26 protein-coding genes are annotated in these 25729 nt (G+C 63.4%); 14 read left to right on the top strand and 12 right to left on the bottom strand.

The features are described 5' to 3' along the window. The first annotated feature begins 4 nt into the window (after positions 1–4). The gene (locus tag NKH02_RS05270) at positions 5–796 is read left to right on the top strand and encodes a heme ABC transporter ATP-binding protein (protein ID WP_352867610.1); all 792 of its coding nucleotides are present in this window, start codon (positions 5–7) and stop codon (positions 794–796) included. Here NKH02_RS05270 and rirA read toward each other — a convergent pair. Beyond that, positions 793–1257 carry an iron-responsive transcriptional regulator RirA gene (rirA, locus tag NKH02_RS05265; protein ID WP_352627958.1) on the bottom strand — a complete coding sequence of 155 codons (465 nt, stop codon included), beginning with the start codon at positions 1255–1257 and terminating at the stop codon, positions 793–795. The two genes, NKH02_RS05270 and rirA, sit on opposite strands and share 4 nt — an antisense overlap. 199 nt (positions 1258–1456) lie before the next feature. Here rirA and NKH02_RS05260 point away from each other — a divergent pair, with 199 nt between their 5' ends. From NKH02_RS05260 to NKH02_RS05250, 3 genes are all read left to right on the top strand, one after another. Then, positions 1457–2752, top strand: coding sequence for a DUF445 domain-containing protein (locus tag NKH02_RS05260; RefSeq protein WP_352876905.1), 1296 nt, complete (start codon positions 1457–1459; stop codon positions 2750–2752). Between the two features lie 111 nt (positions 2753–2863). Beyond that, positions 2864–3292, top strand: coding sequence for a phasin family protein (locus NKH02_RS05255; RefSeq protein WP_352876902.1), 429 nt, complete (start codon positions 2864–2866; stop codon positions 3290–3292). 190 nt (positions 3293–3482) lie between these two features. Continuing rightward, a complete protein-coding gene (locus NKH02_RS05250; protein WP_352867617.1) occupies positions 3483–3980 on the top strand; it encodes a MaoC family dehydratase in 498 nt (165 codons plus the stop codon). A 219-nt stretch (positions 3981–4199) separates the two neighbouring features. Here NKH02_RS05250 and NKH02_RS05245 read toward each other — a convergent pair whose 3' ends face one another. After that, entirely contained in the window at positions 4200–5654 is a 1455-nt protein-coding gene (locus tag NKH02_RS05245; protein WP_352876899.1) for an MFS transporter, read from the bottom strand. Between the two features lie 129 nt (positions 5655–5783). On the opposite strand from NKH02_RS05245, the gene NKH02_RS05240 reads away from it, so the two are divergent. Then, on the top strand, positions 5784–6674 hold the full coding sequence (locus NKH02_RS05240; protein ID WP_352876897.1) for a LysR family transcriptional regulator: 891 nt from the start codon (positions 5784–5786) through the stop codon (positions 6672–6674). A gap of 7 nt (positions 6675–6681) precedes the next feature. On the opposite strand, the gene NKH02_RS05235 is transcribed toward NKH02_RS05240, so the two are convergent. Then, a complete protein-coding gene (locus NKH02_RS05235) occupies positions 6682–8085 on the bottom strand; it encodes an aminotransferase-like domain-containing protein (protein WP_352867624.1) in 1404 nt (467 codons plus the stop codon). Positions 8086–8189: 104 nt separating this feature from the next. On the opposite strand from NKH02_RS05235, the gene NKH02_RS05230 reads away from it, so the two are divergent. Next, complete coding sequence (locus NKH02_RS05230; RefSeq protein WP_352876894.1) at positions 8190–9053, top strand: DMT family transporter; 864 nt, start codon at positions 8190–8192, stop codon at positions 9051–9053. 20 nt (positions 9054–9073) lie between these two features. Here NKH02_RS05230 and NKH02_RS05225 read toward each other — a convergent pair whose 3' ends face one another. The 3 genes from NKH02_RS05225 to NKH02_RS05215 all read right to left on the bottom strand — a co-directional run bounded on the left by NKH02_RS05225 (position 9074) and on the right by NKH02_RS05215 (position 11582). Beyond that, complete coding sequence (locus NKH02_RS05225) at positions 9074–10114, bottom strand: zinc-dependent alcohol dehydrogenase family protein (protein ID WP_352876891.1); 1041 nt, start codon at positions 10112–10114, stop codon at positions 9074–9076. A gap of 117 nt (positions 10115–10231) precedes the next feature. After that, a complete protein-coding gene (gene maiA / locus NKH02_RS05220; RefSeq protein ID WP_352876888.1) occupies positions 10232–10882 on the bottom strand; it encodes a maleylacetoacetate isomerase in 651 nt (216 codons plus the stop codon). A gap of 4 nt (positions 10883–10886) precedes the next feature. After that, positions 10887–11582, bottom strand: coding sequence for a fumarylacetoacetate hydrolase family protein (locus tag NKH02_RS05215; protein ID WP_352876885.1), 696 nt, complete (start codon positions 11580–11582; stop codon positions 10887–10889). A 175-nt stretch (positions 11583–11757) separates the two neighbouring features. Between NKH02_RS05215 and NKH02_RS05210 the strand changes: the two genes are divergently transcribed. Continuing rightward, positions 11758–12441 (top strand): response regulator, encoded by a 684-nt coding sequence (locus tag NKH02_RS05210; protein WP_352876883.1) that lies wholly within the window; start codon positions 11758–11760, stop codon positions 12439–12441. 35 nt (positions 12442–12476) lie between these two features. Here NKH02_RS05210 and NKH02_RS05205 read toward each other — a convergent pair whose 3' ends face one another. Both NKH02_RS05205 and NKH02_RS05200 read right to left on the bottom strand, forming a co-directional pair. Further along, entirely contained in the window at positions 12477–13817 is a 1341-nt protein-coding gene (locus NKH02_RS05205) for a hybrid sensor histidine kinase/response regulator (protein ID WP_352876880.1), read from the bottom strand. A 14-nt stretch (positions 13818–13831) separates the two neighbouring features. Then, the gene (locus NKH02_RS05200) at positions 13832–14938 is read right to left on the bottom strand and encodes an FIST N-terminal domain-containing protein (RefSeq protein WP_352876878.1); all 1107 of its coding nucleotides are present in this window, start codon (positions 14936–14938) and stop codon (positions 13832–13834) included. A 341-nt stretch (positions 14939–15279) separates the two neighbouring features. On the opposite strand from NKH02_RS05200, the gene NKH02_RS05195 reads away from it, so the two are divergent. The 4 genes from NKH02_RS05195 (at position 15280) to NKH02_RS05180 (ending at position 20427) form a co-directional block, all read left to right on the top strand. Next, positions 15280–15780: a (2Fe-2S)-binding protein gene (locus tag NKH02_RS05195; protein WP_352867644.1), complete on the top strand. Its 501-nt coding sequence runs from the start codon at positions 15280–15282 to the stop codon at positions 15778–15780. Between the two features lie 106 nt (positions 15781–15886). Further along, positions 15887–18235, top strand: a complete 2349-nt coding sequence (locus NKH02_RS05190; protein WP_352876875.1) for a xanthine dehydrogenase family protein molybdopterin-binding subunit — start codon at positions 15887–15889, stop codon at positions 18233–18235. A 116-nt stretch (positions 18236–18351) separates the two neighbouring features. Beyond that, positions 18352–19149, top strand: coding sequence for an FAD binding domain-containing protein (locus NKH02_RS05185; protein ID WP_352876872.1), 798 nt, complete (start codon positions 18352–18354; stop codon positions 19147–19149). A 255-nt stretch (positions 19150–19404) separates the two neighbouring features. Continuing rightward, on the top strand, positions 19405–20427 hold the full coding sequence (locus NKH02_RS05180; protein ID WP_352876869.1) for an acyltransferase family protein: 1023 nt from the start codon (positions 19405–19407) through the stop codon (positions 20425–20427). A gap of 42 nt (positions 20428–20469) precedes the next feature. On the opposite strand, the gene NKH02_RS05175 is transcribed toward NKH02_RS05180, so the two are convergent. Next, the gene (locus tag NKH02_RS05175) at positions 20470–20967 is read right to left on the bottom strand and encodes a GNAT family N-acetyltransferase (RefSeq protein WP_352867655.1); all 498 of its coding nucleotides are present in this window, start codon (positions 20965–20967) and stop codon (positions 20470–20472) included. Then, positions 20964–21722, bottom strand: a complete 759-nt coding sequence (locus NKH02_RS05170) for a copper homeostasis protein CutC (protein WP_352867658.1) — start codon at positions 21720–21722, stop codon at positions 20964–20966. Before NKH02_RS05170 ends, NKH02_RS05175 begins: the two co-directional genes overlap by 4 nt. Positions 21723–21996: 274 nt before the next feature. Here NKH02_RS05170 and NKH02_RS05165 point away from each other — a divergent pair, with 274 nt between their 5' ends. Beyond that, a complete protein-coding gene (locus NKH02_RS05165) occupies positions 21997–22452 on the top strand; it encodes a carboxymuconolactone decarboxylase family protein (protein WP_352876867.1) in 456 nt (151 codons plus the stop codon). 83 nt (positions 22453–22535) lie between these two features. On the opposite strand, the gene NKH02_RS05160 is transcribed toward NKH02_RS05165, so the two are convergent. Beyond that, a complete protein-coding gene (locus NKH02_RS05160; protein ID WP_352876865.1) occupies positions 22536–22967 on the bottom strand; it encodes a cupin domain-containing protein in 432 nt (143 codons plus the stop codon). A 127-nt stretch (positions 22968–23094) separates the two neighbouring features. Then, positions 23095–23373, bottom strand: a complete 279-nt coding sequence (locus tag NKH02_RS05155; protein WP_352876862.1) for a hypothetical protein — start codon at positions 23371–23373, stop codon at positions 23095–23097. 517 nt (positions 23374–23890) lie between these two features. On the opposite strand from NKH02_RS05155, the gene NKH02_RS05150 reads away from it, so the two are divergent. Both NKH02_RS05150 and NKH02_RS05145 read left to right on the top strand, forming a co-directional pair. After that, positions 23891–24271 carry a c-type cytochrome gene (locus tag NKH02_RS05150; protein ID WP_352867668.1) on the top strand — a complete coding sequence of 127 codons (381 nt, stop codon included), beginning with the start codon at positions 23891–23893 and terminating at the stop codon, positions 24269–24271. 81 nt (positions 24272–24352) lie between these two features. Then, positions 24353–25288, top strand: coding sequence for a heme o synthase (locus NKH02_RS05145; RefSeq protein ID WP_352876859.1), 936 nt, complete (start codon positions 24353–24355; stop codon positions 25286–25288). Positions 25289–25729: the final 441 nt, after the last annotated feature.

Raw genomic sequence — 25729 nt, 5'->3', positions numbered from 1 at the left:
TTGGATGATCGAGGCAAGGGACGTTTCGGTTGATATCGCCGGCAAGCCCATCGTCAGCGGTGTCGATTTCCACGCGCGCGCCGGTGAGATCGCCGCCATCGTCGGCCCCAATGGTTCGGGAAAGACGACCTTCCTCAAGGCGCTTTCCGGCGAACTCGCCTACACCGGGCGCGTCGCCCTCAATGGCCGTGATCTCCGCGCGATGAAGCCGATCGAGACCGCCGTCCAGCGCGCGGTGCTGCCGCAGGCGACGACGCTGTCGTTCCCGTTCACGGTGCGAGAAGTGGTCAAGCTTGGCCTTGTCAGCGGCCGCTCGGGCGTCCTGCCGGGCGAGGATGCGCGGCTGCCGGAGCGGGCGCTTACACGCGTCGATCTCGACGGCTTTGCCGGACGTTTCTACCAGGAGCTTTCCGGCGGCGAGCAGCAGCGCGTCCAGCTTGCGCGCGTGCTGTGCCAGGTCTGGGCGCCGGTGCTCGACGGCAAACCGCGCTATCTGTTCCTCGACGAGCCGGTTTCCAGTCTCGACATCAAGCACCAGCTGATCATCATGAACATTGCCCGCGACTTCGCCAGAAGGGGCGGCGGCGTGGTCGCCATCCTGCACGACCTCAATCTGACGGCCATGTATGCAGACCGGATCTTCGTCATGCATCGCGGCCGGCTGGCCGCCACCGGATCGCCTAAAGATGTGCTGAGCGATGACCTGATCGAAAAAGTGTTCGACTGCCGGCTCCGGGTCGGCGTGCTGCCGGCCGGGAACATGCCGTTCGTGCTGCCGCAATCGTCAGTCGGTTAGGCAGCCGGGGCTCGGCGCTCCATCAGCATGTCGATGCCGAGCAGGTTGCGCACATTCGGCCGCGCCGCCACGAGATCGGCGATCGTGTAGCGCTCCAGCACCGCGAAGAACGCGTTCAGTGCCTCGCGCAACGCCGAATTCAGCGCACAGCTGTCGACCAGCGGGCACTCTGCGGCGTCGTTCTCGAAGCATTCGGCCATGGCGAAGCTCTCTTCCGTCACGCGCACGACATCGAACAGGCTGATGGCTTCGGCCGCCCGGCCAAGCTTGACGCCTCCATTCCTGCCGCGCACGGTCTGGACAAGACCGTGCTCGACAAGTGGCTGCAGGATCTTGAACAGGAACAGTTCCGACACCGAATAAGCGGCGGCGATCTCGGGGATGCGGCTCAACCGGTCATCGTTTGCCGCGCAATACATCAGGATGCGCATGGCATAATTGGTCTGGCGCGTTAACCGCATTTTGTCCTCGCAAAGCAATAGGTTGAATCGAATATGGCCCATACCTTGGAATAATTCCAGACTAGCGCGCCATAATAGGTGAATATTCGCGTCAACTTATGTGCAAGACCGGAGAAAACCGTGACCGCGCGGGACAGGGCGGGCATTCGGGCAAACGAGATACTAGATTAGCCCGCAACCGACGAGGAGCAGCTCGACCATGGCACAATCGGCCCAGGCCATGACCCCTTCGCGAACCGGTAGCGACGCGAATGCCAACCTTTCGGCCCTGCGGCGCACCAAATTCGCGGCAACAGCCGCACTGGCGCTGTGCGTTCTCGTCTTCGCCATAGCCAAGTCGTTCGAGCATGGCTATCCGTGGCTCGGGTTCGTCGCCGCCTTTGCCGAGGCCGCGACCATAGGCGGCCTGGCCGACTGGTATGCCGTGGTGGCGTTGTTCAAGCGGCCGCTGGGGCTGCCGATCCCGCACACCGCCATTATCCCCGAGAACCAGAATCGCATCGCCGACAATCTCGGCCGCTTCATCGAGGTCAACTTCCTGGCGCCCGAGCCGGTGCGCGAAAAGCTTGCGGAGGTCGATTTTTCGGCGCTCGTCGCCGATTGGCTGGCCGATACCGAGCGCGCCGCCGACCTGTCGCGCTTCGTCGTGCGGCTGGTGCCGCAGACACTGGCCGCCGTCGAGCAATCCGGCCTGCGCGGCTTCGTCACCAGCCGCATGCTGGAGCAGATCGAGAAGGTGCCACTGGCGCCGCTGGCCGCCGAGCTGCTCTCCTCGCTCACCGACGATCGCCGCCACCAGAAACTGTTCGATGAATTCACCAAGGTGATCGGCCGTTTTCTCAACGACGAACAGGCGCTGGCGACGATGCGCGAGAAAATCCGCGAGGAATTGCCGTCGCTGTTCAACCTGTTTCGCGCCGACGCCTACCTCCTGAAGAAGATCGTCGCTTCGGCCGGTTCGCTGCTCGACGAGGTGAGGGCCGATCCCGACCACCCGATGCGCGCCGAATTCGACCGTTTCGCTCAAGGCTTCATCGAAAAGCTGAGGACATCGAAGCAATACGCCAAACGCGCCGAGAAGCTGAAGCGCGATTTCCTGGCACGGCCGGAGGTCAAGGGATTGGCCGGCGACATGTGGGCAAGCCTCAGCCGGTTCATCGAGCAGGACGCCAAGGCGCCGAATTCGGTTATCCGCGCGCATCTTGCCAACATGTTCGTCGAGGTCGGGCGGCATCTGGCCAGCGATGCGCAGATCCGGGCCGACATGAACCAAGGATTCGTGGTGGCGCTCGCATCGTTCGTGGAGAGCCAGAAGAGCGGCGTGTCGACATTCATCGCCGACCAGGTCAAGCGCTGGGACCTTGCGCAGCTGACGCGGCTGATCGAGATGAACATCGGCAGGGATCTGCAATACATCCGCTTCAACGGCATGATCATCGGTGGGCTCGCGGGTGTCGTGCTCTACGTGGCCGAGCGGCTGTTCCTGGTGAATTGATGCGCGGTGAGGCTGGCGCTCATTCCACAGCGCCCGAATGGACTCACGGCACGCGAGTGCTATTCTCCCGCCGAGGGCGCCCGCATCCGCGGCAAAGGGGAGCAAACGAGCATGGCAAAACAACCGGAATCCGGTTCCTTCATGGACATGTTCGGCAAGTTCGGCCGCGACCTCAAGGTGCCCAATGTCGATGTCGAGGCGATCCTCGACCATCATCGCAAGAACCTCGAAGCGCTGGAGAAAGCGGCACGAGCCGGTGCCGCCGGCGCGTCCTCGCTGTTGTCCAGGCAACGCGAGATGTTGCAGGACACGCTGCGTGAAGTCACTGAGATGGCGCAAAGCTACAGGACGCCAGGCAATCCGCAGGAATTGATGGCCAAACAGACGGAGTTTGCCAGAAAGTCCTTTGAGTCCGCGTTGAAGAGTGCCGGCGAAGTGGCTGAACTGGTCAGGAAATCCGGCACCGAATCGGTCGACATCCTGCGCACGCGGATCAAGGAGGCGATGGAGGAGATCCGCGCCGGCTACGAGAAGAAGTAGCAGATGTGGCCGGGGCCGGCTCGTTACTGCCGGATGCCCTGAAAACCGAGAAATCCCGATTTGACCTGCCGTTGCGCCGGGAGGATGGCACGATTGCTGCCGGATTCGGCGGAACGGATTCACGCAGGGCGAATTGACAGAGGCCGCCTGTTCGTGGTCGGAGGCTTTGGAAGCGATCGGGAAAGCAGGAATGACTGAAATACGGCCTAAAACGCCGCCGACCTTCGACCAGTTGAGGACGATGGCCGGGCAAGAGCTCGGTGTGTCGGAATGGACGACGGTCGATCAGAACCGCATCAACCAGTTCGCCGAATGCACGGGCGACCATCAATGGATTCATGTCGATCCTGAGCGGGCACGGCGGCAAAGCCCGTTCCGCACGACGATCGCACATGGCTATCTGACGCTGTCGATCATCGGCGCGCTGGCGCTCGGCATGGGCATCGTGCCCGAGAATACGCAGGCCGCCTTCAATTATGGCTTCGACAAGGTGCGCTTCCTGGCACCGGTCAAGGTCGGCGCGCGCATCAGGCTGCGCACCACGCTGCTGTCGATGGAGGACAGGGGTCCCGGCCAGTATCTGATGAAGGCTGCCAACACGGTCGAGATCGAAGGCGAGGAAAAGCCCGCTCTGATGGCTGAAACCCTGGTCATGCTCTATGAGCGCCGCAAGCGGGCAGGGGCCTGAGAGACTATTTGGAAATTCTACTCCGGCGGCCATCTGATGGCGTTTTCTGCGCTTCCCAGTTCTGCTGCGTCGACGCGGTAGAACTGAGCCCACGGACCAAATGTCCGCAGCGCTACGGTTCTCGAAACCACCACCATATGACTCGCCAGAGCGAATTTCGAAACAGGGCTCTAAGCGGCGTCCACCGGGGCCTCATGCCTCGATCGAACAGGTCGCGCCCTACGAAACATTGGGTTTCGCTCGGCCTACGGCGCGGGCCGAGAGCAGTGCGAGGAACAGCGCGACCAGCGCCAGCACCGTTGCCGTCTGAAATGTGACCTGCATTCCCTGGGCGGCGGCCTCGGAACTCAGAAGACCAATGCCTACGTGCCCTTCGGCCGATGCGATGGCGAATATGGCGCCCATCAACGATGCGCCGGTGATAAGACCGAGATTGCGCGAAAGGTTGAGCAGGCCGGAAACGACGCCGCGCTGGCCGGCACTGATACCAGTCATGACGGCTGCATTGTTGGATGTCTGGAACAGCGCGTAACCAATACAGGTGACGGTGATCGGGACGACATAGCCGGCAATGCCGAGTTTCGTCATGGCCAGCGACAGCAGGAGCGTTCCCGTGGCGAGGCTGAGCAGACCGGCGACCATCATCCTGTGGGCGCCGAAGCGATCAGTGAGGCGTCCGGCTACCAATGCCGACAGCGCCGAGACCAGCGGGCCGGTCGACAGCACGAGACCGACCATCGCCGCATCCAGGCCGAGCCCGCTGGACAGGTAGAACGGGGCCACCACCAGGGTCGCCATCATCACCGTGGCGACGACGAGGCTCATGGCGAGACTGGCGCTCAGCTGGAGGTCGCGGAAGCTGGCAAGCTGGATCAAGGGATTTTTCACTTTCGCCTGGACGGCGGCGAAAAGAAAAAAGACGATGCCGGCCGTGACCAGCAGGCTGATGTTGAGCGTGCCGAAATTGCCCCTGCCAAGCGTCATGGCCAGTGCATAGGCGGCCAATGTCAGGGCCAGCAGGGCCGTGCCGATGATATCGAACGTGCCTCCGTCGTCCCGCGCTGTCTTGCTACGCGCCGGCAAGGCACGCCAGGCGAGAGCGAATGTGAGCACGCCCATCGGGACATTGACGAGGAAGATCGCTCGCCACCCGAAGCCGGCGATCAAAAGGCCGCCGAGCGAAGGGCCAAGCGTCGTGCCGATCGCGGACATGGCGCCGAGCAGGCCCATGGCGCTGCCGGTCCGTTCCTTGCTCACCGTTTCGGCGACAAAGGCCAGCGTCAGCGCCATCATCAGCGCCGCGCCAAGTCCCTGTACGGCCCGCGCGGCGATCAGCAGCCAGAGCGTCGGCGCCAGGCCGCAGAGCACCGATGCCGATGTGAACAGCGCAATGCCGCCAAGCAGCAACGGCCGGCGCCCGAACATGTCGGCCAGCCGTCCGGCGCTGACGATCAGGGTGGTAATGGCGAGCAGATAGGCCAGAACGACCCATTGCACGGACTGGAATGACGCGCCGAACGTTTGCATCAGCGACGGTAGGCCGACGCTGGCAATGCTGGTTCCCAGCGACGACAGCAGCGTTGCGAGCGACAGGCTTGCCAGCGCCCAGCGGGCGGATTGCATCTGTGGCAGCGCCGATGCGCGCCCGTCCCGATTTTGCTCAGCGATTGCCACGGCGAACTCCTTTCCATCAACTCCAGTACCGGAGCTAGCGGAGATCTAGCCCCTTGGTTGATGTGGCGGAAGGCGCAGCGTTTGCATCTTATTCGTGCGTTTGGCGCCATATCATGCCATGATCCGCCGATGACATCACCCGATCTCAATCTGCTCTTTGCTCTCGACGTCCTGCTGGCGGAAGGCAGCGTGGCGCGTGCAGCCAGTCGTCTGCGACTCAGCCCCTCGGCGATGAGCCGCACGCTGGCGCGGCTGCGCGAGGCAACGGGCGATCCGCTGCTGGTTCGCGCCGGTCGCGGCCTTGTGGCGACGCCGCGTGGGGAAGAACTGCGACGGCAGGTTGGTCGTGTCGTTCAGGACGCGGAAGCTTTGCTGCGTCCTGCCACCCTGCTTGATCTCTGGAGCCTGGACAGGATCTTCACGCTGCGCACCAATGAGAGTTTCGTCGAGGAATTCGCGCCTCGTCTCGTCGCCCGTATCCAGGCCGATGCGCCCGGCGTGCGGCTGCGCTTTGCACCGAAGTCCGACAAGGACGTGACGTCGCTGCGCGACGCGGCGATCGATCTGGACATAGGCGTCGCTGGCGAGACCGGACCGGAGGTGCGCATCCAGGCATTGCTTCGCGACCGCTTCATCGGCGCCGTGCGAGCGGGCCATCCCTTGTGTGAGGGCGCGGTGACGCCAGAGCGCTATGCGGCAGGCCGGCACATCAGCGTTTCACGGCGTGGCCGCGAGAAAGGGCCGATCGACGAGGCCCTGAACCTGCTCGGGCTGCGGCGGACAGTCGTGTGCATGGTTTCGGGCTTCTCGGCAGCCCTTGCCATGGCCCGCACATCAGACCTGATCGCCAGTGTGCCCGAGCGGCATACCGAGGGCGCACGCGCCGGCATGCATAGTTTTCCCCTGCCGGTTGCCATTGAGGAGGTCACCATCTCCATGCTGTGGCATCCGCGCCTCGATGCCGATCCGGTGCAACGCTGGCTGCGCGACTGCGTGCGGGAGGTCTGCGCGGCGCGGTGACTGGCAATCAACGCTCCATCGCCGCCTCGAGCGCCTTGAAAATCCGCTCGTCCGCGCATTGGGCAACGTTGAAGCGCAGGAAGCGGCTGGCCGTTCCGGACAGGCTGAACGCGTTGCCCGGCGCCAGCACGATGTTGTCGGCCAAAGCGCGGCGGGCCACTTCGGCCGCATCAACGCCATCCGGCAGGCGGCACCACAGGAACAGGCCAGCAGGCTGGTCGATCCAGGGCGTGATGCCGATCGCCTTCAGGCGGGCGCTCGTCTCGTCCATCGCGCGCGAAAGCCGTGCCCGCAGCAAATCCATGTGCTTGCGATAGCTGCCGTCCTTCAGCAGCGTCAGCACAAGTTCGGCCGCCAGCCGGCCGCCGCCGAAGGTGGTGGCGATCTTGAGGTCGGTCAGGGGCTCGATCCAGTCGCGGGGTGCCGCGATGAAGCCGCAGCGAACCGAGGCCGATAGTGTCTTGGAGAAGCTGCCGATATGGACGACGCGGCTCAGCCCATCGAACGCCGCCAGCCTGGGGGCAGGGGCATGTTCGAAATCGGCGAAGATATCATCCTCGACGATGGTCAGATCCGATTGGTCGGCGAGCTTGAGCAGGCGGTGCGCGGTGACCGGCGACAGGACCGCGCCGGTCGGATTGTGGATGGCGGAGTTGGTGATGTAGAGGCGCGGCCGATGCTCGGCCAACGCCTGCGCGAACAGGTCGATATCCGGCCCCGACGGCGTGTAGGGGATGCTGACGACCTTGGCCCTGTGGGCGCGCAGCAGAGCGTGGAAGTTGAAATAGCAGGGGTCGTCGACCAGCACCGTGTCGCCGGGTTCGATCAGGAAGCGGCACAGCAGGTCGATGGCCTGCGTGCCCGACTCCGTCAGCATGATCTGCTCGGGGGAGGCTTCGATGCCGTGCCCGGCCATGCGCCGCGCCAGCAATTGCCGCAGCGGCGGCAGGCCGAGCGGCGTGCCGTAGTCGGCCAGCGCGACATCGTCGGCACGCGCTACCGTGCGCAGTGCCCGGCGCAGTCCCGCCTGGGGCATCCACGAGGCCGGCAACCAGCCGCAGCCGGGCTTCAGCATGTGATCGCCTGCTTCCAGCGACTGGCGCGAAATCCAGAGCGGATCGACGGCGCGGTCGAGGCGAGGCCCAATCTCGGCCAGCGACAGCGGCGCCAGCGATCCGGCGGCATAGAAGCCCGAGCCCGGCCGGGAGCGGATCGCGCCTTCGGCGGCGAGCCGCTCATAGGCTTCGACCACGGTGGATTTGGACACCTGCATCGATTTGGCGAAGGCGCGGATCGAGGGCAGTCGTGCTCCCGGCGTCAGGCTGCGCGCCGCGATCCGCTGGCGGATCGTCGCCATCACGCCTTCGACGAGCGTTCCGCTGCTCTCGCTTCCTGTGGTCTGTTTGTCCATCCGTACTGCTCGTCCGACCGTGACAGTTTTGCATAACTGTACCGCATTGTCTCTGGCAATGCCACGGGCTCCGCACGATACAGAGCCGACAAACGGAGCATAGGATGGACAAGACCGCGGGCGGCTGGATGAACGGATTCATCGGCGTGTTGATCTTCAGCGGTTCGCTGCCGGCGACGCGCGTGGCGGTGAAGGATTTCGATCCGACATTCCTGACGTCGGCCCGAGCGGCGATTGCCGGACTGCTTGGCCTCGCGCTGCTGCTCCTGTTCCGGCAGAAACGTCCGGAGCGCGGCGACCTGCCGTCGCTGGTGATCGTCGCGCTCGGCGTCGTCGTTGGTTTTCCCATGCTGACCGCCCTGGCGCTGAAGCACGTCACCACGGCCCATTCCATCATCTTCGTCGGCTTGCTGCCGCTGGCGACCGCGATCTTCGGCGTGCTGCGCGGTGGCGACCGTCCGCGCCCGGCATTCTGGCTGTTTTCATGCGTGGGCAGCGCTCTGGTCGCGGGTTTTGCCCTGACGCAGGGGGTGACCGCCTCGCTGGTCGGCGACGGTCTGATGCTCGCCGCCATCGTCGCCTGCGGTCTGGGCTACGCCGAGGGTGCCGCGCTGTCCCGCAGGCTCGGCGGCTGGCAAGTGATCTGCTGGGCGCTCGTGCTGTCGCTGCCGATCATGCTGGTGCTGACTTTTGCGACGCAGCCGCCGTCCTTTGCCGGCGTCGGCTCCAACGCCTGGATCGGTCTTGCCTATGTCTCGCTGTTCAGCATGCTGATCGGCTTCGTCTTCTGGTATCGCGGCCTGGCGCAAGGCGGCATCGCCGCCGTGGGGCAACTGCAGCTGCTGCAGCCCTTCTTCGGCCTCGCCCTGGCGGCGACGCTGCTGCACGAGCAGGTCAGCCCGCTGATGATTGTAGTCACGTTCGGCGTGGTGCTATGCGTGTTCGGCGCGAAGAAATTCGCGAGGTAGAGCGGACTCCGGCGACCGTACTAAAACTTCGTCACAACCCCGATGCCGATGCCCTCGAAGCCGCCCATCGCCATCAAGGCCGCGGGCGCCTCGTCGAGGCTCATCTTCTTGCCGACCAGCAGCTCGGGCTTGAGCTTGCCGTTGCGGATCATGTCCATCATCGCCTGGTAGCGGTAGGCCTGCATGCCGTGGCTGCCGAGGATCTCGAGTTCGAAGGCGATCACCTTATCCATCGATACCTGCGGCCGGGCATGCTCGCCCAGCATCAGGCCAACCTGCACATGGCGGCCGCGCCGGCGCAGATTGGAGATCGAGTTGAAGGAGGTGGTGGGGTGGCCGAGCGCATCCATCGACATGTGCGCGCCGCCATTGGTGATCTGCTTGACCGCCTTGACCACATTCGGCGTCTTCGACGCATTGATGGTGGCGACGGCGCCGATCTTTTTGGCGAAATCCAGCTTCTCGTCGGTGAGATCGATGGCGATGACATTGGCGCCCATGGCGCTGGCGATCATGATCGCCGACAGGCCGACGCCGCCGCAGCCATGCACCGCCACCCATTCGCCCGGTGTCACCCGGCCCTGATCGACAATGGCGCGAAACGAGGTGACGAACCGGCAGCCGAGGCTGGCGGCGGTGGCGAATTCCATCTCGTCGGGCAAGCGCACGAGATTGGTGTCGGCGTGCTCGATGGCGACATATTCGGCGAACGAGCCCCAGCCGGTGAAGCCAGGCTGCGTCTGGTGTTCGCAGACCTGATGGTTGCCCGAATTGCACTCGAAACAGCGGCCGCAGCCGACGGCGAACGGCACGGTGACGCGCTCGCCGGCTTTCCAGCGGGTGACCTGCTTGCCGGCGGCGACCACGATGCCGGCCAGTTCGTGGCCCGGCACGTGCGGCAGCGTAATGCCGTCATCATGACCCATCCAGCCATGCCAGTCACTGCGGCACAGGCCGGTCGCCTCGACCTTGATGACGACGCCATCGGCGGCCGGTTTCGGATCGGGAACGGTCTGGATGGTCGGCGCTTCGCCGAATTTCTCGAAGACGACGGCTTTCATCGGTCACTCCACCCTGCTGCGTTGCAGGAAAACGATAGCCGATTCCCTGTCCGGTCAAGCGGAAATCGATTCCACCAGCCATGCCGCTCCGGGGGGCCGCGCGTGGGCGGATGAAGTCTACTCGGCATCGATCTGGTTCTGCGGTGCGGCTTTCTGAAAAGCCGGCAGCGCCATGCAGGCGGCATTGATGCGCGCGATCGTCGGGTAATTCGTCAGATCGACGCCGAAACGGGCGTTGCTGGTGACCTGCGCGGCCAGGCAGATATCGGCCAGGCCCGGCGCGTCGCCATGGCAGAATGTACCCGTCTCGGGCGAGGAAGCCAGGATCTTCTCAAACGGCTGAAAGCCCTCGTTCACCCAGTGGCGGAACCAGTTGGTGATGTCCTCGTCGCCGGCGCCGAACAGCGTGCGCAGCGAGGTCAGCACGCGCAGATTGTTCACCGGATGGATGTCGCAGGCGATCATCTGCGTCAGCATCCTCACGCGTGCCCGGCCGGCCGCATCCCTTGGCAGCAGCGGTGGTTCGGGCTTGGTCTCGTCGAGGAATTCGATGATCGCTAGCGATTGCGTCAGCAGCGTGCCGTCGCCGAGGATCAGCGCCGGCACCAGACCTTGCGGATTGACCGCGAGATAGGCTGGTTCCAGATGCTCGCCATGGCGCAGATGATGCGGGACGTAGTCGTAGCTCAGCCCCTTCATCTCCAGCGCGATCCGCACCCGGTAGGAGGTGGAGGAGCGATAGTAATTGTGCAGGATGAGTTCGCTCATGCGCTCACTTCGGTTGGCCGATGGTTATTTCGATCGTGCCGATGCCGTCGACGCCGCCCGTCATCGTGTCACCCGCACGAACCGCGCCGACGCCGGCCGGCGTGCCGGTGAAGATCAGGTCGCCGGGCTCCAGTTCCACCGCCTCGCTGCAGATCGACACGATATCCGATATCGGCCAGATCAGCTCGGCGAGGTCGGCGTCCTGCCTGACCTGGCCGTTGACGGCGAGCCAGATGCGGCCCTTTTGCGGGTGACCGGATTTTTGTGCGGGGACCAGCGGGCCGCAAGGGGCGGAGCGGTCGACGGCCATCGCCCACTCCCACGGACCGGCGGCCATCGTTGCCGCGTCCGGCAGCTCGCGGAGGGTGAGGTCGATGCCGACACCGTAGCCCCAGACATGATCCAGCGCCTGTTCGCGACCAATGCGAAAACCCGGTCTGCCGATCGCGGCGACCAGTTCGATCTCGTGGTGCAGATTGGCCGTCAGCGGCGGGTAGGGGATTGTGGCGCCGGAATCGACCACCGCGTCGGCCGGTTTGGTGAAGAAGAAGGGCGGATCGCGCTCGTCATTGCCGAGTTCGCGGGCATGCGCGGCGTAGTTGCGGCCGACGCAGAAGATGCGGCGCACCGCGAAACGCCCGGGCGAGCCCGCAACGGCCACCGATGCGATCGCGGGCGATGGAAGGACGAATTCTGTCATGTGGGTCTCTGCCTGGTTGCCGGAACATTCGACCGATTTGGGCGCCCGGGCAAGGCGATTTGGTCGAGAAAGTGCCGGCGGCACTTTCCGCTGGAGATGGCGATATACTATTTGGCAATAATCTGGCCATGCTGGCGGGGTTATTCTAATCACCCACGAACTGAAACGAACCCCTATGACCGCAACCCACGATCGCGCCCGGTTCTTGATCATCGACGACCACCCGCTGTTTCGCGAGGCGCTGCACAGCGCGGTGCAGATGGCCTATCCGGAAGTCGACACGGTGGAGGCGCGTTCGATCACCGAGGCGCTCGACCTTCTGGCCGGCGCCAAGCCGTTCGACCTTGCGCTGCTCGACCTCAGCATGCCGGACGTGCACGGCTTCGACGGGCTGCTGCAGCTGAGGACCCGCTATCCACGCCTGCCGGTGGTGATCGTCTCGGGCCATGAGGAGCCGAAGATCATTTCCGAGGCGCTGTCCTATGGTGCCGCGGGTTTCATTCCGAAATCGGCGCGCAAGAGCGACCTGGCCGCCGCCATCCGATCGGTGATGGAGGGCGCGGTCTATGTGCCGGAAACCTATGAGAGCCGCACGCCCGACGCCGAAAGCGTCGACCGCGCCGACATGGTGCAGCGCCTGTCGACACTGACGCCGCAACAGCTGCGCGTGCTGCAGATGCTGCGCCAGGGCCTGCTCAACAAGCAGATCGCCTACGAGTTGCAGGTGGGAGAGACTACCGTGAAGGCGCATGTGTCGGAGATCCTGCGCAAGCTCAACGTCTACAGCCGCACGCAAGCGGTGATCGAGGTTTCGAAGCTGGACAATGCGGAGCTGTTTCGGGATCAGGCGGGGTTTTGAAGCTTACTCTCCTCCTTGTGGCGAGGGTATGGCCCTTAAGCCAGCAAATGCGCCAGCAGCGCCCTTAATTGTGCCGGCTTCAGCGGCTTGCGCATCAGTTCGATGCCGCCCGCGCGGGCGGCCTTGGCGACGGCTTCGGAACTGTCGGCGGTGACGATCAGCGCCGGCACGGCGCGGCTGAGATAGTGGCGGACTTCGGCGATGGTGGCGGTGCCGAGATCGCCGCCGTCGAGATGCTGGTCGGCAATGACGATGTCGGGCACCCAGTCGGTGTCGCCGAGCATGTCGAGGGCATCGTCGGTCGAGGTCGCGGTCCGCACCAGGCATTGCCAGCGTTCGAGCAGGAAGGTCATGGCCTGCAGCACCTCGACATCGTTCTCGACCAGCAGCACCTTGGTGCCGAACAGGCCATAGCCGCGCGGCCGTTCCATGTCGGCAAGGCTGGCGATGGCGTCGGCCGGGGCGCCGATGCCGACGGGAACATCGATGTGGAAGATCGTGCCGCGGCCGACCTTCGATGAGAATGTCACGGGATGGCCGAGCGCGCTGGCCATGCGGCGCACGATGGCAAGGCCGAGCCCGAGACCGCCGCCGTCCAGTTCGGCATTGGCCGACGAGGTGCCGCGATGGAATTCCTCGAACACCGCCTCGCGCTGGTCGTCGGGAATGCCGCAGCCGGTGTCGGCGACGTCGATGCGGATGGTGTCGCCGCGATGCCTGGTGCCGACCAGCACGCCGCCCGAGCGGGTGTAGCCCAGCGCGTTGGAAAGGATGTTCTGCAGGATGCGGCGCAGCAGCGTGCGGTCGGAACGGACCACGGCGTTGACCGGCCGGAATTTCAGCGACAGGCCCTTCAGCTCCGCCACCGGCTGGAAATCCGAGCGCAGTGACGAAAACAGCGCCTCCAGACTGACGTCGCTTATGTTGGGCTGAACCACGCCGGCGTCGAGCTTGGAGATGTCGAGCAGGGTGCGCAGCAGGTCTTCCATCGTCTCCAGCGAGCGCTCGACCTGCCGCACCAGCTTTTTGCCCTCGTCGCTGGTCTGTACTTCGGCGAGCGCCGAAACCGAGAGGTGGGCCGCGTTCAGCGGCTGCAGGACGTCGTGGCTGGCGGCGGCGAGGAAGCGGGTCTTGGACAGGTTCGCCAGTTCGGCGTTTTCCTTGGCGGCGCTGAGGTCGATGTTGGATTGTTCCAACCGGCGCAAGGTTGAGTGCAGTTCCTCGGTGCGCGTGCGCACTCGGTTTTCCAGCGAAATCGCGGTCTGGAACAGCGAGAAGGCGTTGCCTTGCTGGTCCATCGACCGCTCAACGCGGCTGACCAGGGCCGCGTTGATCTTCTTCAGCTTTTCAAGATCGTTTATGTCCCTGAGCGGCATCCTATTTCGCCGCCTTATTCCGCTGCCTGGCGCTCGCCAAAGGCGATGCCGGTAAAAGTCTGGTTCAGGTGCATCGACCGGTACTGTTCGCCATAGGTGCTGAAGCCGATGACATTGTTGGCCCGGTAGAGTTCCGAGATGTCGCGAAACACCTGCCGGTTGCGCGCATCCAGCCGGCGCAGCACGCAGTCGAAGCCGAGGATCATGTCGATGCCGCCAAGCCTCTCCTCGACACCGCGCAGTGCGGCGCGCGTCGCTTCGACCATATCCTTGGGTTGGGCGATCGACAGCACGACGCCATCGTCTATGGCGCAGAAGAACGACAACGAGCCGTCAGGATGCATCTTCTGGATCGACCGGCAGTAATATTCGCCGCCGACCTTCACCACCACCGGATGCGAAGCAAAGCTCAGCGGCGTCAGCGAGCGCACGACGATGCCGATGGAAGCGGCATATTCCTCCGCCGCATTGGTGGCGTTGAACTCGCGCACGATACGGTGATCTGGATCGGACGCCGTCACCACCAGCTTTTCGTCGGTGGGAACGAAATTGTCGGTCTTGAAGACATGGAACGGAATTTCGGTTGATATCAGCACGATGATGGCGCTGTCGGAGGTGACCTTGCCGTTGGAGATCAGGCGCGTCGTCTCGAACTTCAAATCATCGCCGGCCGAGCCGCCGAGCAGCGGTATGTCGTCGAGGCCCCAATGGATGGCCGAACTCACCGCTTCCTCGGCATAGGAAAGCCCGTCGATGAAGCAGAGCGCGAACGTGCCTTGGGTGCGGTCGCAACCCAGGCGCGCGCGCAGCGACCGCCGCAAGGTCTCGACCTCGCTGGTGATCCTGTCCATGCCAGACGACGACAGATTGTCGACCATCACGCTGACGGCGGTGAACACGGCGGATGGAAGCAGCATGGCGAGCACATGACCGTCCTCGAGGCCTTGCGGCGTGATCTCGCCGGCGGTCGAGCAGCCGGCGTGGTGGAGCGCCGGCGCGTGGGTCATGAGCGCCTGGGAGAGAGCGCCGGCCTCGACCAGGCTCTGGGAAAAGAACAGCAGGGCAAAGCCCGCGTCGATAGCGGCTGCTTCCAGAGCGATCGCCCTGGCGAACGCCTCCATGTCGGGCTCGTCCGTGGTAAGCGCCGACAGGCCGCATGCATAGCGCGTCCGTGAATTGGCCAGCGATGTTCTCCGCGTTTCCTCCGACGCGTTTTTGTGCGCGGCTGTTTTACATGCTTCTGGCGCGCGGGCGTCGACCAACATTGTTGCCTTCAATCGGTATTTTGGCAATGGGGCAGCCGGGACTGCACGTCTGGGCGCGGCCATGACCGAAAGTACAATGTGCGGCGTTTGCGACCTGCTGTTTTTTGTGCGTTGTGCGGTGTACGAATAACGCGTGGCCGACGTGCCAACACCGCGTCGGCAACGTGATGACCAAGGTTGATACCCAGGGAGGGACCATGTCGGACATTTCGTTGATGGTGAACGGAAAGCGGGTCAGCGGTGCTGCCGAGGACCGAACGCTTCTGGTTCACTTCCTGCGGGAAAATCTCGGCCTTACCGGCACGCATGTCGGTTGCGATACCTCGCAATGCGGCGCCTGCGTCGTCCATGTCGACGGCAAGGCGGTCAAATCCTGTACGATGCTCGCCGTGCAGGCCTCCGGCTCGACCGTGGTGACGATCGAAGGCCTGGCCAATGGCGCCGACCTGCATCCGGTGCAAGCCGCCTTCAAGGAACATCACGGGCTGCAGTGCGGTTTCTGCACGCCGGGCATGATCATGACGGCGACCGACATGATCAGCCGCCACCCCGAAGGCCTCGACGAGGCGACGGTGCGCGCCGAGCTCGAAGGCAACATCTGCCGCTGCACAGGCTACCACAACATCGTCAAGGCGATCCTCGCCGCATCGAAGACGATGTCCAAGGCGTCGAAAGGCAAGGCGAAACAGGCTGCCTAAGGGGTGAATAGTGGATGGTGAATAGTGAGTAGAGTGGCCGCGGGCTCCTCCTCCATTTCGACCATTCACCAATTCACCATTCACTATTCACCGGGAGGAATTTCTGATGGGCATTGAAGGTGTAGGCGCTCGGGTCGCGCGCAAGGAAGACAAACGATTCATCACCGGCGCCGGCCGTTATGTCGACGATATGGTGGTTCCCGGCATGAAGCACGCCGCCTTCGTGCGCAGCCCTCACGCGCATGCGCAGATCAAGAAGATCGACGTCAAGAAGGCTCAAGGCATGCCCGGCGTTATCGGCGTGCTGACCGGCAAGGAACTCAAGGCCGACGGCATCGGCAACCTCATCTGCGGCTGGATGATCCATTCCAAGGATGGCTCGCCGATGAAGATGGGGGCGTGGTCGCCACTGGCTTTCGATAGGGTCCGTTATGTCGGCGATGCCGTCGTTATCGTCGTCGCCGAGACCAAGGGGCAGGCGCGTGACGCCGCCGAAGCGGTCGAGATCACCTACAAGGAGCTGAAGGCCGTCGTCGATGCCTCCAGGGCGATGGACAAGGGCGCGCCGCAGATCCATCCCGAGGCCGACAACAATCTGATCTTCGACTGGGACATCGGCAATGCCGACGACACGGCCGCCGCCTTCGAGAAGGCAGCCCATGTGGTGAAGATGGACATCATCAACAACCGGCTGGTGCCCAACGCCATGGAGCCGCGCGCGGCCCTTGGCCATTACGACAAGGCCGAGGACCACTACACCTGCTGGACGACCTCGCAGAACCCGCATGTGGCGCGGCTGGTGATGAGCGCCTTCTACAACGTCGCGCCGGAAAACAAGCTGCGCGTGATTGCACCCGATGTCGGCGGCGGTTTCGGTTCGAAAATCTATATCTATCCCGAAGAGATCGTCTGCCTGTGGGCCTCGAAGAAGACCGGCGTGCCGGTCAAATGGGTGGCCGACCGGACCGAGAGTTTTCTGACCGACGCGCATGGCCGCGACCATCACACCCATGCCGAAATGGCTTTCGACAGGGACCACAGGATCCTCGGCCTCAAGGTCGAAACCCAAGCCAATCTTGGCGCCTACATGTCGCTGTTTTCGTCGGCGACGCCGACCTATCTCTACGCGACGCTGCTGTCGGGCCAGTACAACATCCCGGCCATCCACGCCAATGTGAAGGCGATCTACACCAACACCGCGCCCGTCGATGCCTATCGCGGGGCAGGGCGGCCGGAAGCGACCTTCGTCATGGAACGCATGATGGAGACTGCGGCCCGTCAGTTCGGCGTCTCGCCGGCCGAGTTGCGGCGCAAGAACTTCGTCACCTCGTTCCCGCACCAGACGCCGGTCATCATGTGCTATGACGCCGGCGACTACGCGGCTTCGCTCGACGCGGCGATGAAGGCGTCGGACTATGCCGGCTTTGCCAAGCGCAAGGCCGCCGCCGCCAAGAAAGGCCTGCTGCGCGGCATCGGCATGAGTTGCTACATCGAGGCCTGCGGCATTGCGCCGTCGGCGGCGGTCGGTTCGCTGGGCGCCGGTGTCGGCCTTTGGGAAAGTGCCGAGGTGCGCGTCAATGCCGTCGGCACGATCGAGGTGCTGACCGGCTCGCACAGCCACGGCCAGGGCCACGAAACGACCTTCGCGCAACTGGTCAACGAGCGCTTCGGCGTGCCGCTCGATTCCGTCTCGATCGTGCATGGCGACACCGACAAGGTGCAGATGGGCATGGGCACCTATGGCTCGCGCTCGGGCGCGGTCGGCATGTCGGCGATCGTCAAGGCGCTCGACAAGGTCGAGGCCAAAGCCAAGAAGATCGCGGCGCATCTGCTCGAGGCCGACGAGGGCGATATCGTCATCGAGAACGGCGCGCTGAAAGTCGCCGGCACCGACAAGAACGTGCCGTGGTTCCAGATGGCGCTCGCCGCCTACACAGCCCACAATCTGCCGGGCGGCATGGAGCCCGGGCTGAAGGAGACGGCTTTTTACGATCCGTCGAATTTCACCTTCCCGGCCGGCTGCTACATCTGCGAGGTCGAGGTCGACCCGGAGACCGGCATGACCGAGATCGTCCAGTTCGTCGCCGCCGACGATTTCGGCAATATCATCAATCCGATGATCGTCGAGGGCCAGGTGCATGGCGGACTGGCGCAAGGCATCGGCCAGGCGCTGCTGGAAGGCGCCCACTATGACAACAGCGGCCAGCTGCTGACCGCGAGTTACATGGACTACACCATGCCGCGCGCCGGCGACCTGCCGTCATTCAAGGTCTCGACCTCGAACACGCCGTGCCCGGGCAATCCGCTCGGCATCAAAGGCTGCGGCGAGGCCGGCGCCATCGGCTCGCCGCCGGCGGTGATCAATGCCATCACCGACGCCATCGGCAGCAACGAACTCGCCATGCCGGCAACGCCGTCCACCGTGTGGGCAGCGATCCGCGCGACGAAACATTGAAAAGCGAATAGCGAATAGGGAGTAGCGAATAGGGCAGAGACGGCGGTGCGACGGAACAGATCCTATTCGCTATTCGCTACTCCCTATTCGCTCTTTCACCCAAGGGAGAAAGACAAATGTACTCAGTCAACTATCACCGTGCCGCCTCGGTCACCGATGCCGCCAAGCTGATCAAGACGGGCGACGCCAGGCTGCTTTCGGGCGGTATGACGCTGATCCCGGCGATGAAGACGCGGCTCGCCGCGCCTTCAGACCTAGTCGACCTGTCGCGGATCAAGGAGCTGCAGGGTGTCAAGGTGTCGGGCAAGACAGTGACCATCGGCGCTGCCACCACGCATCACGCCGTTGCCAGTGACGAGAAGCTGAAGAAAGCCTGTCCGGCGCTTGCCCATCTGGCTTCGCTGATCGGCGATCCGGCGGTGCGCCACAAGGGAACGATCGGCGGCTCGATCGCCAACAACGATCCGGCGGCCGATTATCCGGCGGCGCTGCTGGCGTTGGGTGCCACCATCGTCACCAACAAGCGCCAGATCGCGGCGGACAAGTTCTTCAAGGGTCTGTTCGAGACGTCGTTGAAGGATGGCGAAATCATCACCGCCGTCACCTTCACCGCGCCGGCCAAGGCGGCCTATGAAAAATTCCGCAATCCGGCATCGCGCTACGCCATCGTTGGCGTGTTCGTTGCCAAGGGCAAGGATGGCGTCAGCGTTGCCGTCACCGGCGCCGGCGACGACGGCGTCTTCCGCTCGAAGGAGATCGAGGCCGCGCTCGCCAAGAATTTCGCGGCCTCGGCGCTCGATGGCGTGAAGGTGCCGGCGAAGAATCTGATGACCGACATTCACGCCTCGGCCGACTATCGCGCCCATCTGATCGCGGTGATGGCCAAGCGCGCGGTGGCTGCCGCCAACGCCTGACGCCAGCACTCAGGCGTAACGAAAGGGGCCAATGCGGTCCCTTTTTTGTGTGGCGACCCGCATCTGCCGGGTGGAAGACCGGCGCGCGCCAATCCTTGAAGCAATTCCGGCCGATACTTCGCCCGGAACTGATCCGGCGGCAATCTCGCACTTGCACAAATTTATCTTGCGCTGCAATATGGACTGGGCGGGAATGCGAGCCGGGTTCGGGGTCTACTGCCGTGCCCTTTCGCATGCCAATGCGAAAGGATCGGTATGACCGACACCTCCGCGACGTATGTCGTTCCGTACCGGTCCGCCGCCGACAGACCGGCCAGAACAAGACTGGCCGATCTCGACGGCTGGCGCGGCCTGTCGATCGCCCTGGTCCTGATCGGCCATTTTTTCCCCGTCCCCGGAATCAATCTCGGGGTGCTGGGCGTCGAATTCTTCTTCGTGCTCAGCGGCCGGTTGATGGGCGAGATCCTGTTCATCGAACGCTATCCACTGAAGAAATTCTTCAAACGCCGGTTCTCCCGCATCTATCCGGCGCTTCTGGTTTTCGTGATCGTCGCGATGATTGCGCTCTCCAGCACCTTCGTTGCCTTCAAATGGAAGGCGGCGCTGACGGCGCTGACATTCACGTACAATTATGCCGGCACTCTGGTTACGCGGGCTGGCGCGCTCGACCATATCTGGTCGCTTTGCATCGAAGAGCACGCCTATATCATGCTGGCGCTGATCAGCGTCATCGTCTCGCGTCGCTCTCGCGTCGTCGTACTGCTCCTGGCGCTGGCCTTGCTTGCCATGGCCAACGGCGCGGTTTCGTACTGGGTCTTCGGGATGGATTACGAAACCACGTACTGGCGCACCGATGTGCACATCGCATCGATCCTGCTGTCGGCTTCGATCTGCCTGCTCAAGGCCGATGGCAGGCTGCCGGCGGTCTTGAGGGGCAAGCATGTGGCGCTGGCGGCATCGATCTGCGCCGTTCTGCTGTTCCTCGATCCGGTGCCGACGCCGATCCATTATCTCTTCGCGGTGCCGCTGCTGGCCCTGGCTGTCAATGTGCTCGATTTCAGCCCCCGATATTTTTCCGGATTGCTGTCGTCCTGGCCGATGGCAACGCTGGGGCTGTGGTCGTACTCGCTCTATCTGTGGCAGCAGCCGTTCTACAGATTCGTCCATGAACAAGGCAATGCGCCGATTCCGATGCTGGCCGGCGTCTTCGCCTGCGCGCTCTGCAGCTACTACGTCATCGAGCGCCCGGCGCGCGAATGGCTCAACCGCAACTGGTGAGGCAATAGGGCCGTTCAGGCCGTCTTGTGGCGCGCTCGCCCTCTATGCGTGCAACGATCTGACGTAATAGCGCACCGCTTTCTTGCCGCCGTGGATGACGGCGTCGCCGGCCTCGACGAAGCCGAGCGCGGCGTGGAAGGCATCCGAGGCGGGATTGGGCGGGTCGGTGTTGACCTCGCAGGTGACCAGCGCGTGGCCGGCGCGCTCAACATGGCCGAACAGGTCCTGATAGAGCCGGCGGGCATGGCCGCGGCCGCGCGCCTTCGCCGCCACGACCACACGGTCGACATAGACGAAGCGCTCGTAGCGCTCGCGAAACCACAAGAAATTCGGGCTGTCGTAACGAGCGGCCTGGTCGAAGGTCATGATGAAGGCTTCGAGGTCCCCAATGCGGCGCGCGTAAAATGCTTCGCCGAGCAGGAAGGATAGCCGTTCTGGCTCCAGCCACGACAATTCGGCGGCGTGCTCGTTGTTGAGCGCCAGGATCGCCGCTTCGTCTTCGGCCGAGACGCGGCTGATCGGGGCGGGGGTCGCGCTCATGCCTTGGCTGCCGCGATGGTCGCCGCCGCCAGCGGTATATCGGTCAGCGTGTTGCGGTATTCGCGGTCAAGATCGGAGCCGCCCATGCCGACATGGGGATTGCGATAGGCCATGGCGCTCGGCACATCCTTGAGGGCGGCGAAATGCATTTCGGACAGGCCGGTTTTGCCGCGCACGTCGGCGATGTTACCGAGATCGAGCCCGCCGCAGCCGAGGATGACGATGCGATCGCCTGCCTGCTGCACCAGATCCGCCAGGAGTGAAGCGCCTTCGACTGCCGTGTCGCGCTGGCCGCTGGTCAGCACGCGGCCGACCTTGCTGCGGATCAGCGCTTCCAGCGCTTCTGCCGGATCGGGCGTCATATCGAAGGCGCGGTGGCAGGTGACGTTCAAGGAGCCGGCGGCCTGCGTCAGTTCGCTCATGCGCGCCTCGTCAATGGTGCCGTCGGCGTTCAGGCAGCCTAACACCACGCCGGGCACGCCGAGTTCGCGCAGTGCCGAGACATCGGCCAGCATCGAGGCGTATTCGGTGTCGCTGTAGAGAAAATCGCCGCCGCGCGGCCGCACCATGACGTGAAACGGCACGCTTGCCTGGTCGAGGGCGGCGCGCACCGTGCCAAGGCTCGGCGTGATGCCGCCTTCAATGAGGCTGGCGCACAGTTCGACCCGGTCGGCGCCGGCAGCCTGCGCTGCCAGCAGGCCGTCAATGCCTTCAACACAGATTTCGATCAGCGGCAGGCGATTTTCTCTGGTCAAGGGGCGATCCTATCCATGATGTCGCTGTCAGCCCTAGCATCGGGCCGGTTGGTGCGAAAGCGCGAACAGCGCGCCGCCATTTGGGCCAGGCGGCATTTCCCCGCTTGACAGTCTCATAACCATTGAGTTATTGGTTAATCCATAGCCGAATGGTTATTGATTGGCGTGAGCAGCGCGGCGCGGCCGACAATCGTTTCAAACTCGCAAACCCGGACGCATGGCATCCGGGGCGGCAGAAGACGCCCTGACGAAAACACTTCAAAGGAGAAAGACCATGCAAGCAAGGATCAAGAACCCGGTGATGCTCATTCCCGGCTCCGTGCAGGCGCTGCTGGCGCTGGACAAGTCGACGGAGGTGGCCGAATTGCCCTACGTGACGCGCAAGCTCATCCATCTGCGCGCCAGCCAGATCAATAATTGCGCCGTCTGCGTCGACATGCACGCGCGTGAATTGAAGAAGGCCGGCGAAAAGGATGAGCGCATCTTTGCCCTCGCGGCATGGCGGGAGACGCCTTACTTCACCGACGCCGAACGCGCTGCCCTGGCGCTGACCGAGGCCGGCACACGGCTCGCCGACCGGCCGGACGCGGTGCCGGACGATGTCTGGGACGAGGCCGCCCGGCACTATGATGAAAAGGCGCTTGCCGCGCTGGTCATCCAGATCGCGCTCATCAACGCCTTCAACCGGCTCAACGCCACGACCCGGCAGATGGTCGGCGCCTGGGGTTAAGCGCCGGGGAGGGGCGCACGACGGTGCGGCAATGCGCGGCGCATGGCTCCCCGCCTCCCGGCCGCTGGGCGCGGACCTGGCCGCTACCGGCGCAATTCCGTATTCTTGGCGCCTTCCTCGACCTGATCGATCACCAGCAGCTTGACCTCGATATCACCGATATTGGTGGCCTGATGCCACTGGCCGATCATTTCGATGATGAAATCGCCCGTCTTGTATGTGTTGCTGTTGCCGGTCTCGACATTGGTCACCTTCAGCGTGCCGGCCTGGACATAGGCGTAGCGCGGGAAGGGGTGTCGGTGGACTGGCAAGTTCGCGCCCGGCGCGATGTCATAGGTCGACACCAACACCTGCACGTTTTTCCGCGGCAGCGTGATCGGCTGGCCGGACGCGGTCGTCGTGGGTGACGCCAGGGGCGTCACGACGACGGGCGTACCGCTGCTGTCCAGCGCCCAAGCCGGGTTTACGGAAAAGGCCGCTGAGAGCAGCAGCATCGGCACCGGAATTTTTCGCATGACTCGCTCCAGCCTCGGCGACAGCATCGCGCGGTGGTCGGCCGTACGCAAGGCGTGGCCTCGGGCGAAGAACTGGCGGCTCGCGTCCCGCGGGCTTTGCAAGATCGATCCACCCTGCAACGGCCGGCTATTGTTGCCCGGCGATCATTGAGGTCGTCGTGATGAGTTTCCTCGCCTCAATCCGCTCAAGGCAATGATCGGGAATATTGGGATCGGGAATATTGGGATCGGGAATATTTGGCCACGTCGCCTTGGCGCATTCTCCCCCGGTGACCGAAACAGGGTCGCCCGGCCGCGCGTCGGCAGCTTGGTTGGCCGTGGACGCGAAAAGGACCGTTTGGGTTGTGAGAGCCGAAAAGATGGCAACCTGGACCAGCACGGCGGCGAGGGCGATTTTCTTCAGCATGCGACAGAACGCTCTTCAACGCCCCCGGTTCCTCTGGCTTCCAGTTTTTTGGCTCCCTAACGGAACAAGAGACCGGCGATCCGATTAACTGGATCATGTCCAACACGATCAAGGAACCGCCACCGAGGCACGAACCGAAGAAGGTACCTGTCTATCGTCGCGACAAAGAAGCACCGTCAGAACTTGAACATGTCGATCCGCCACCGCGAGACGTGCGAGAGGCACCGGTACCCAATCCAAACGGAGACAAGAAATCCTAACGAGATCGCCGAAGCCGAGGCAAGGCCATATGCCTGCTCCGGCGAAAACGCGGCCGCCCGGCGTCGCGACATCATTGACGATGCGCTGGATCAGCCCGAGGCCTCTTCTACCGGCCGGCCAGATTCTGTGGTAGATAGGTGTCGCAATCCATATGGGAGAAGCGGACAATCCGTCCTGCCGTGAAAGGCGCATTTCTGTCGGCACCGGCATGCGCGGATCATCTCAGGCACATTTGACGATAAGGGAGGAAAAAGTCATGCGCTTGGTCGCGTTTTTCGCCGTCATGTCTGTTGCAACCTTCGTCGCCAATCCATCGCAGGCTCAGGACGCTGCGGCTGGCGAGAAGGTCTTCACCAAATGCAAGGTCTGCCACATCGCGGACGAGGATAAGAACAAGATCGGTCCATCGCTGCACGGCGTCATCGGCCGGACCGCCGGTACGCATCCGGATTTCAAATATTCCGATGCCATGATTGCGGCCGGCAAATCCGGCGTCAAATGGGACGAGCCAACACTGACGACCTATCTTCACGACCCCAAGGCCATGGTCAAAGGGACCAAGATGGCGTTTCCCGGCCTCAAGAACGATGCGGACGTGGCCAACGTCATTGCCTATCTGAAAACGTTCTCCCAGTGACCTGGCTCCTCCGCAATGCGTCTAAAAACCGGGCCACTTTTGAGCGACTTGCATTAGGTTGCCTGCTTCCATCGGTCTGAAATGTCGACTAGGGAAAGCCGCCTCAAGGAGACCGGCATCCGCCTCTCGGAAGCGACGGCGGGTGATTTCTTCGCGCTTTTGAAGCCGCGGGTCATGGCGCTTGCCGTATTTACGGCTTTCGTTGGCCTGATGGCGGCGCCTGGCGTGATGAATCCGGTCATTGCCTTGATTGCGATCGGTGCGATCGCGATCGGAGCAGGAGCGGCCGGGGCCCTCAACATGTGGTACGACGCGGACATTGACGCGCTGATGTCGCGCACATCAAAGCGGCCGGTTCCGTCGGGCCGCGTCACGCCGGGTGAAGCTCTCGGCTTCGGCCTGGTGCTTTCGGCGCTTTCGGTCATCACGCTCGGCGTGCTGGTGGGCTGGCTTGCCGCATTGCTGCTGGCCTTCACCATCTTCTTCTACGTCGTCATCTATACGATGTGGCTGAAGCGATCGACGCCGCAGAATATCGTCATCGGCGGCGCGGCGGGTGCCCTTCCTCCTGTCATTGGCTGGGCGGCCGCCACTGGCGGGATCGGCATCGAAAGCGTCATCCTGTTCCTGATCATCTTTCTGTGGACGCCGCCGCATTTCTGGGCGCTCGCGCTGTTCAAGGTCGGCGACTACGCAACTGCCGGCATCCCGATGATGCCGAACGTGGCCGGCCAGGCGTCGACCAGAAAACAAATACTGGCCTATTCGCTGCTCTTGGCGCCAATCGGCGTGCTGCCCTGGGCGTTCGGATTTGCGAGCGTGTTTTATGGACTTGTTTCGGCTGCATTGGGCGCGGGTTTCATCTGGCACGCCTGGAAGGTCCTGATCGCTCCAGGCGCGGAGATGAAGACTGCCAAGGCGCTGTTCGCCTTCTCGATTTTCTATCTTTTCGCGATCTTTGCCATGCTGCTTGCCGACACCATCGCAATGCGGGCGTTCATGCCAGTCGGAGGTTGACGGCGTGACCGCTGTTCTTGGATTACTTGACGAGCCGAGAGGGACTGGTCGGTAATTGTGTATTGAAGACATTGCACGCCAGGAGCGGCTCCGCGATCACGATGGTATTGCACAGAATCCCAGGATCAGCAGGGCGACTATGCCAAGGCCGAGTATGAGAAGCGTCCTTCCGTCCATGGCTTCACCTTTGACCCGTCAGCGCGGGCAAAGCGTCCTTTGCGCGCCCAAAAAGGACGCGTGGCGCTGCGTGAGAATATCGAAAAATGACCACCAGAGCTAGCCGGCGGAGATCTCCCAGGGGAATCGGGTGAGTTAATTATCGTGAGATGACGCTTACGAGGAATTCGTCGTCCCAGGCCGCCACTTTTCGTTTCAATCGCAAGGAATCCTTTCCAGGCGCTCGTCGTATGAGATTGAGAGCCATGTGTTTTATGGTGGTGA

This window comes from Mesorhizobium sp. M1396 (assembly GCF_040317725.1).
Lineage (GTDB): Bacteria > Pseudomonadota > Alphaproteobacteria > Rhizobiales > Rhizobiaceae > Mesorhizobium.
This window is presented reverse-complemented; position numbering and strand designations above follow the sequence as displayed.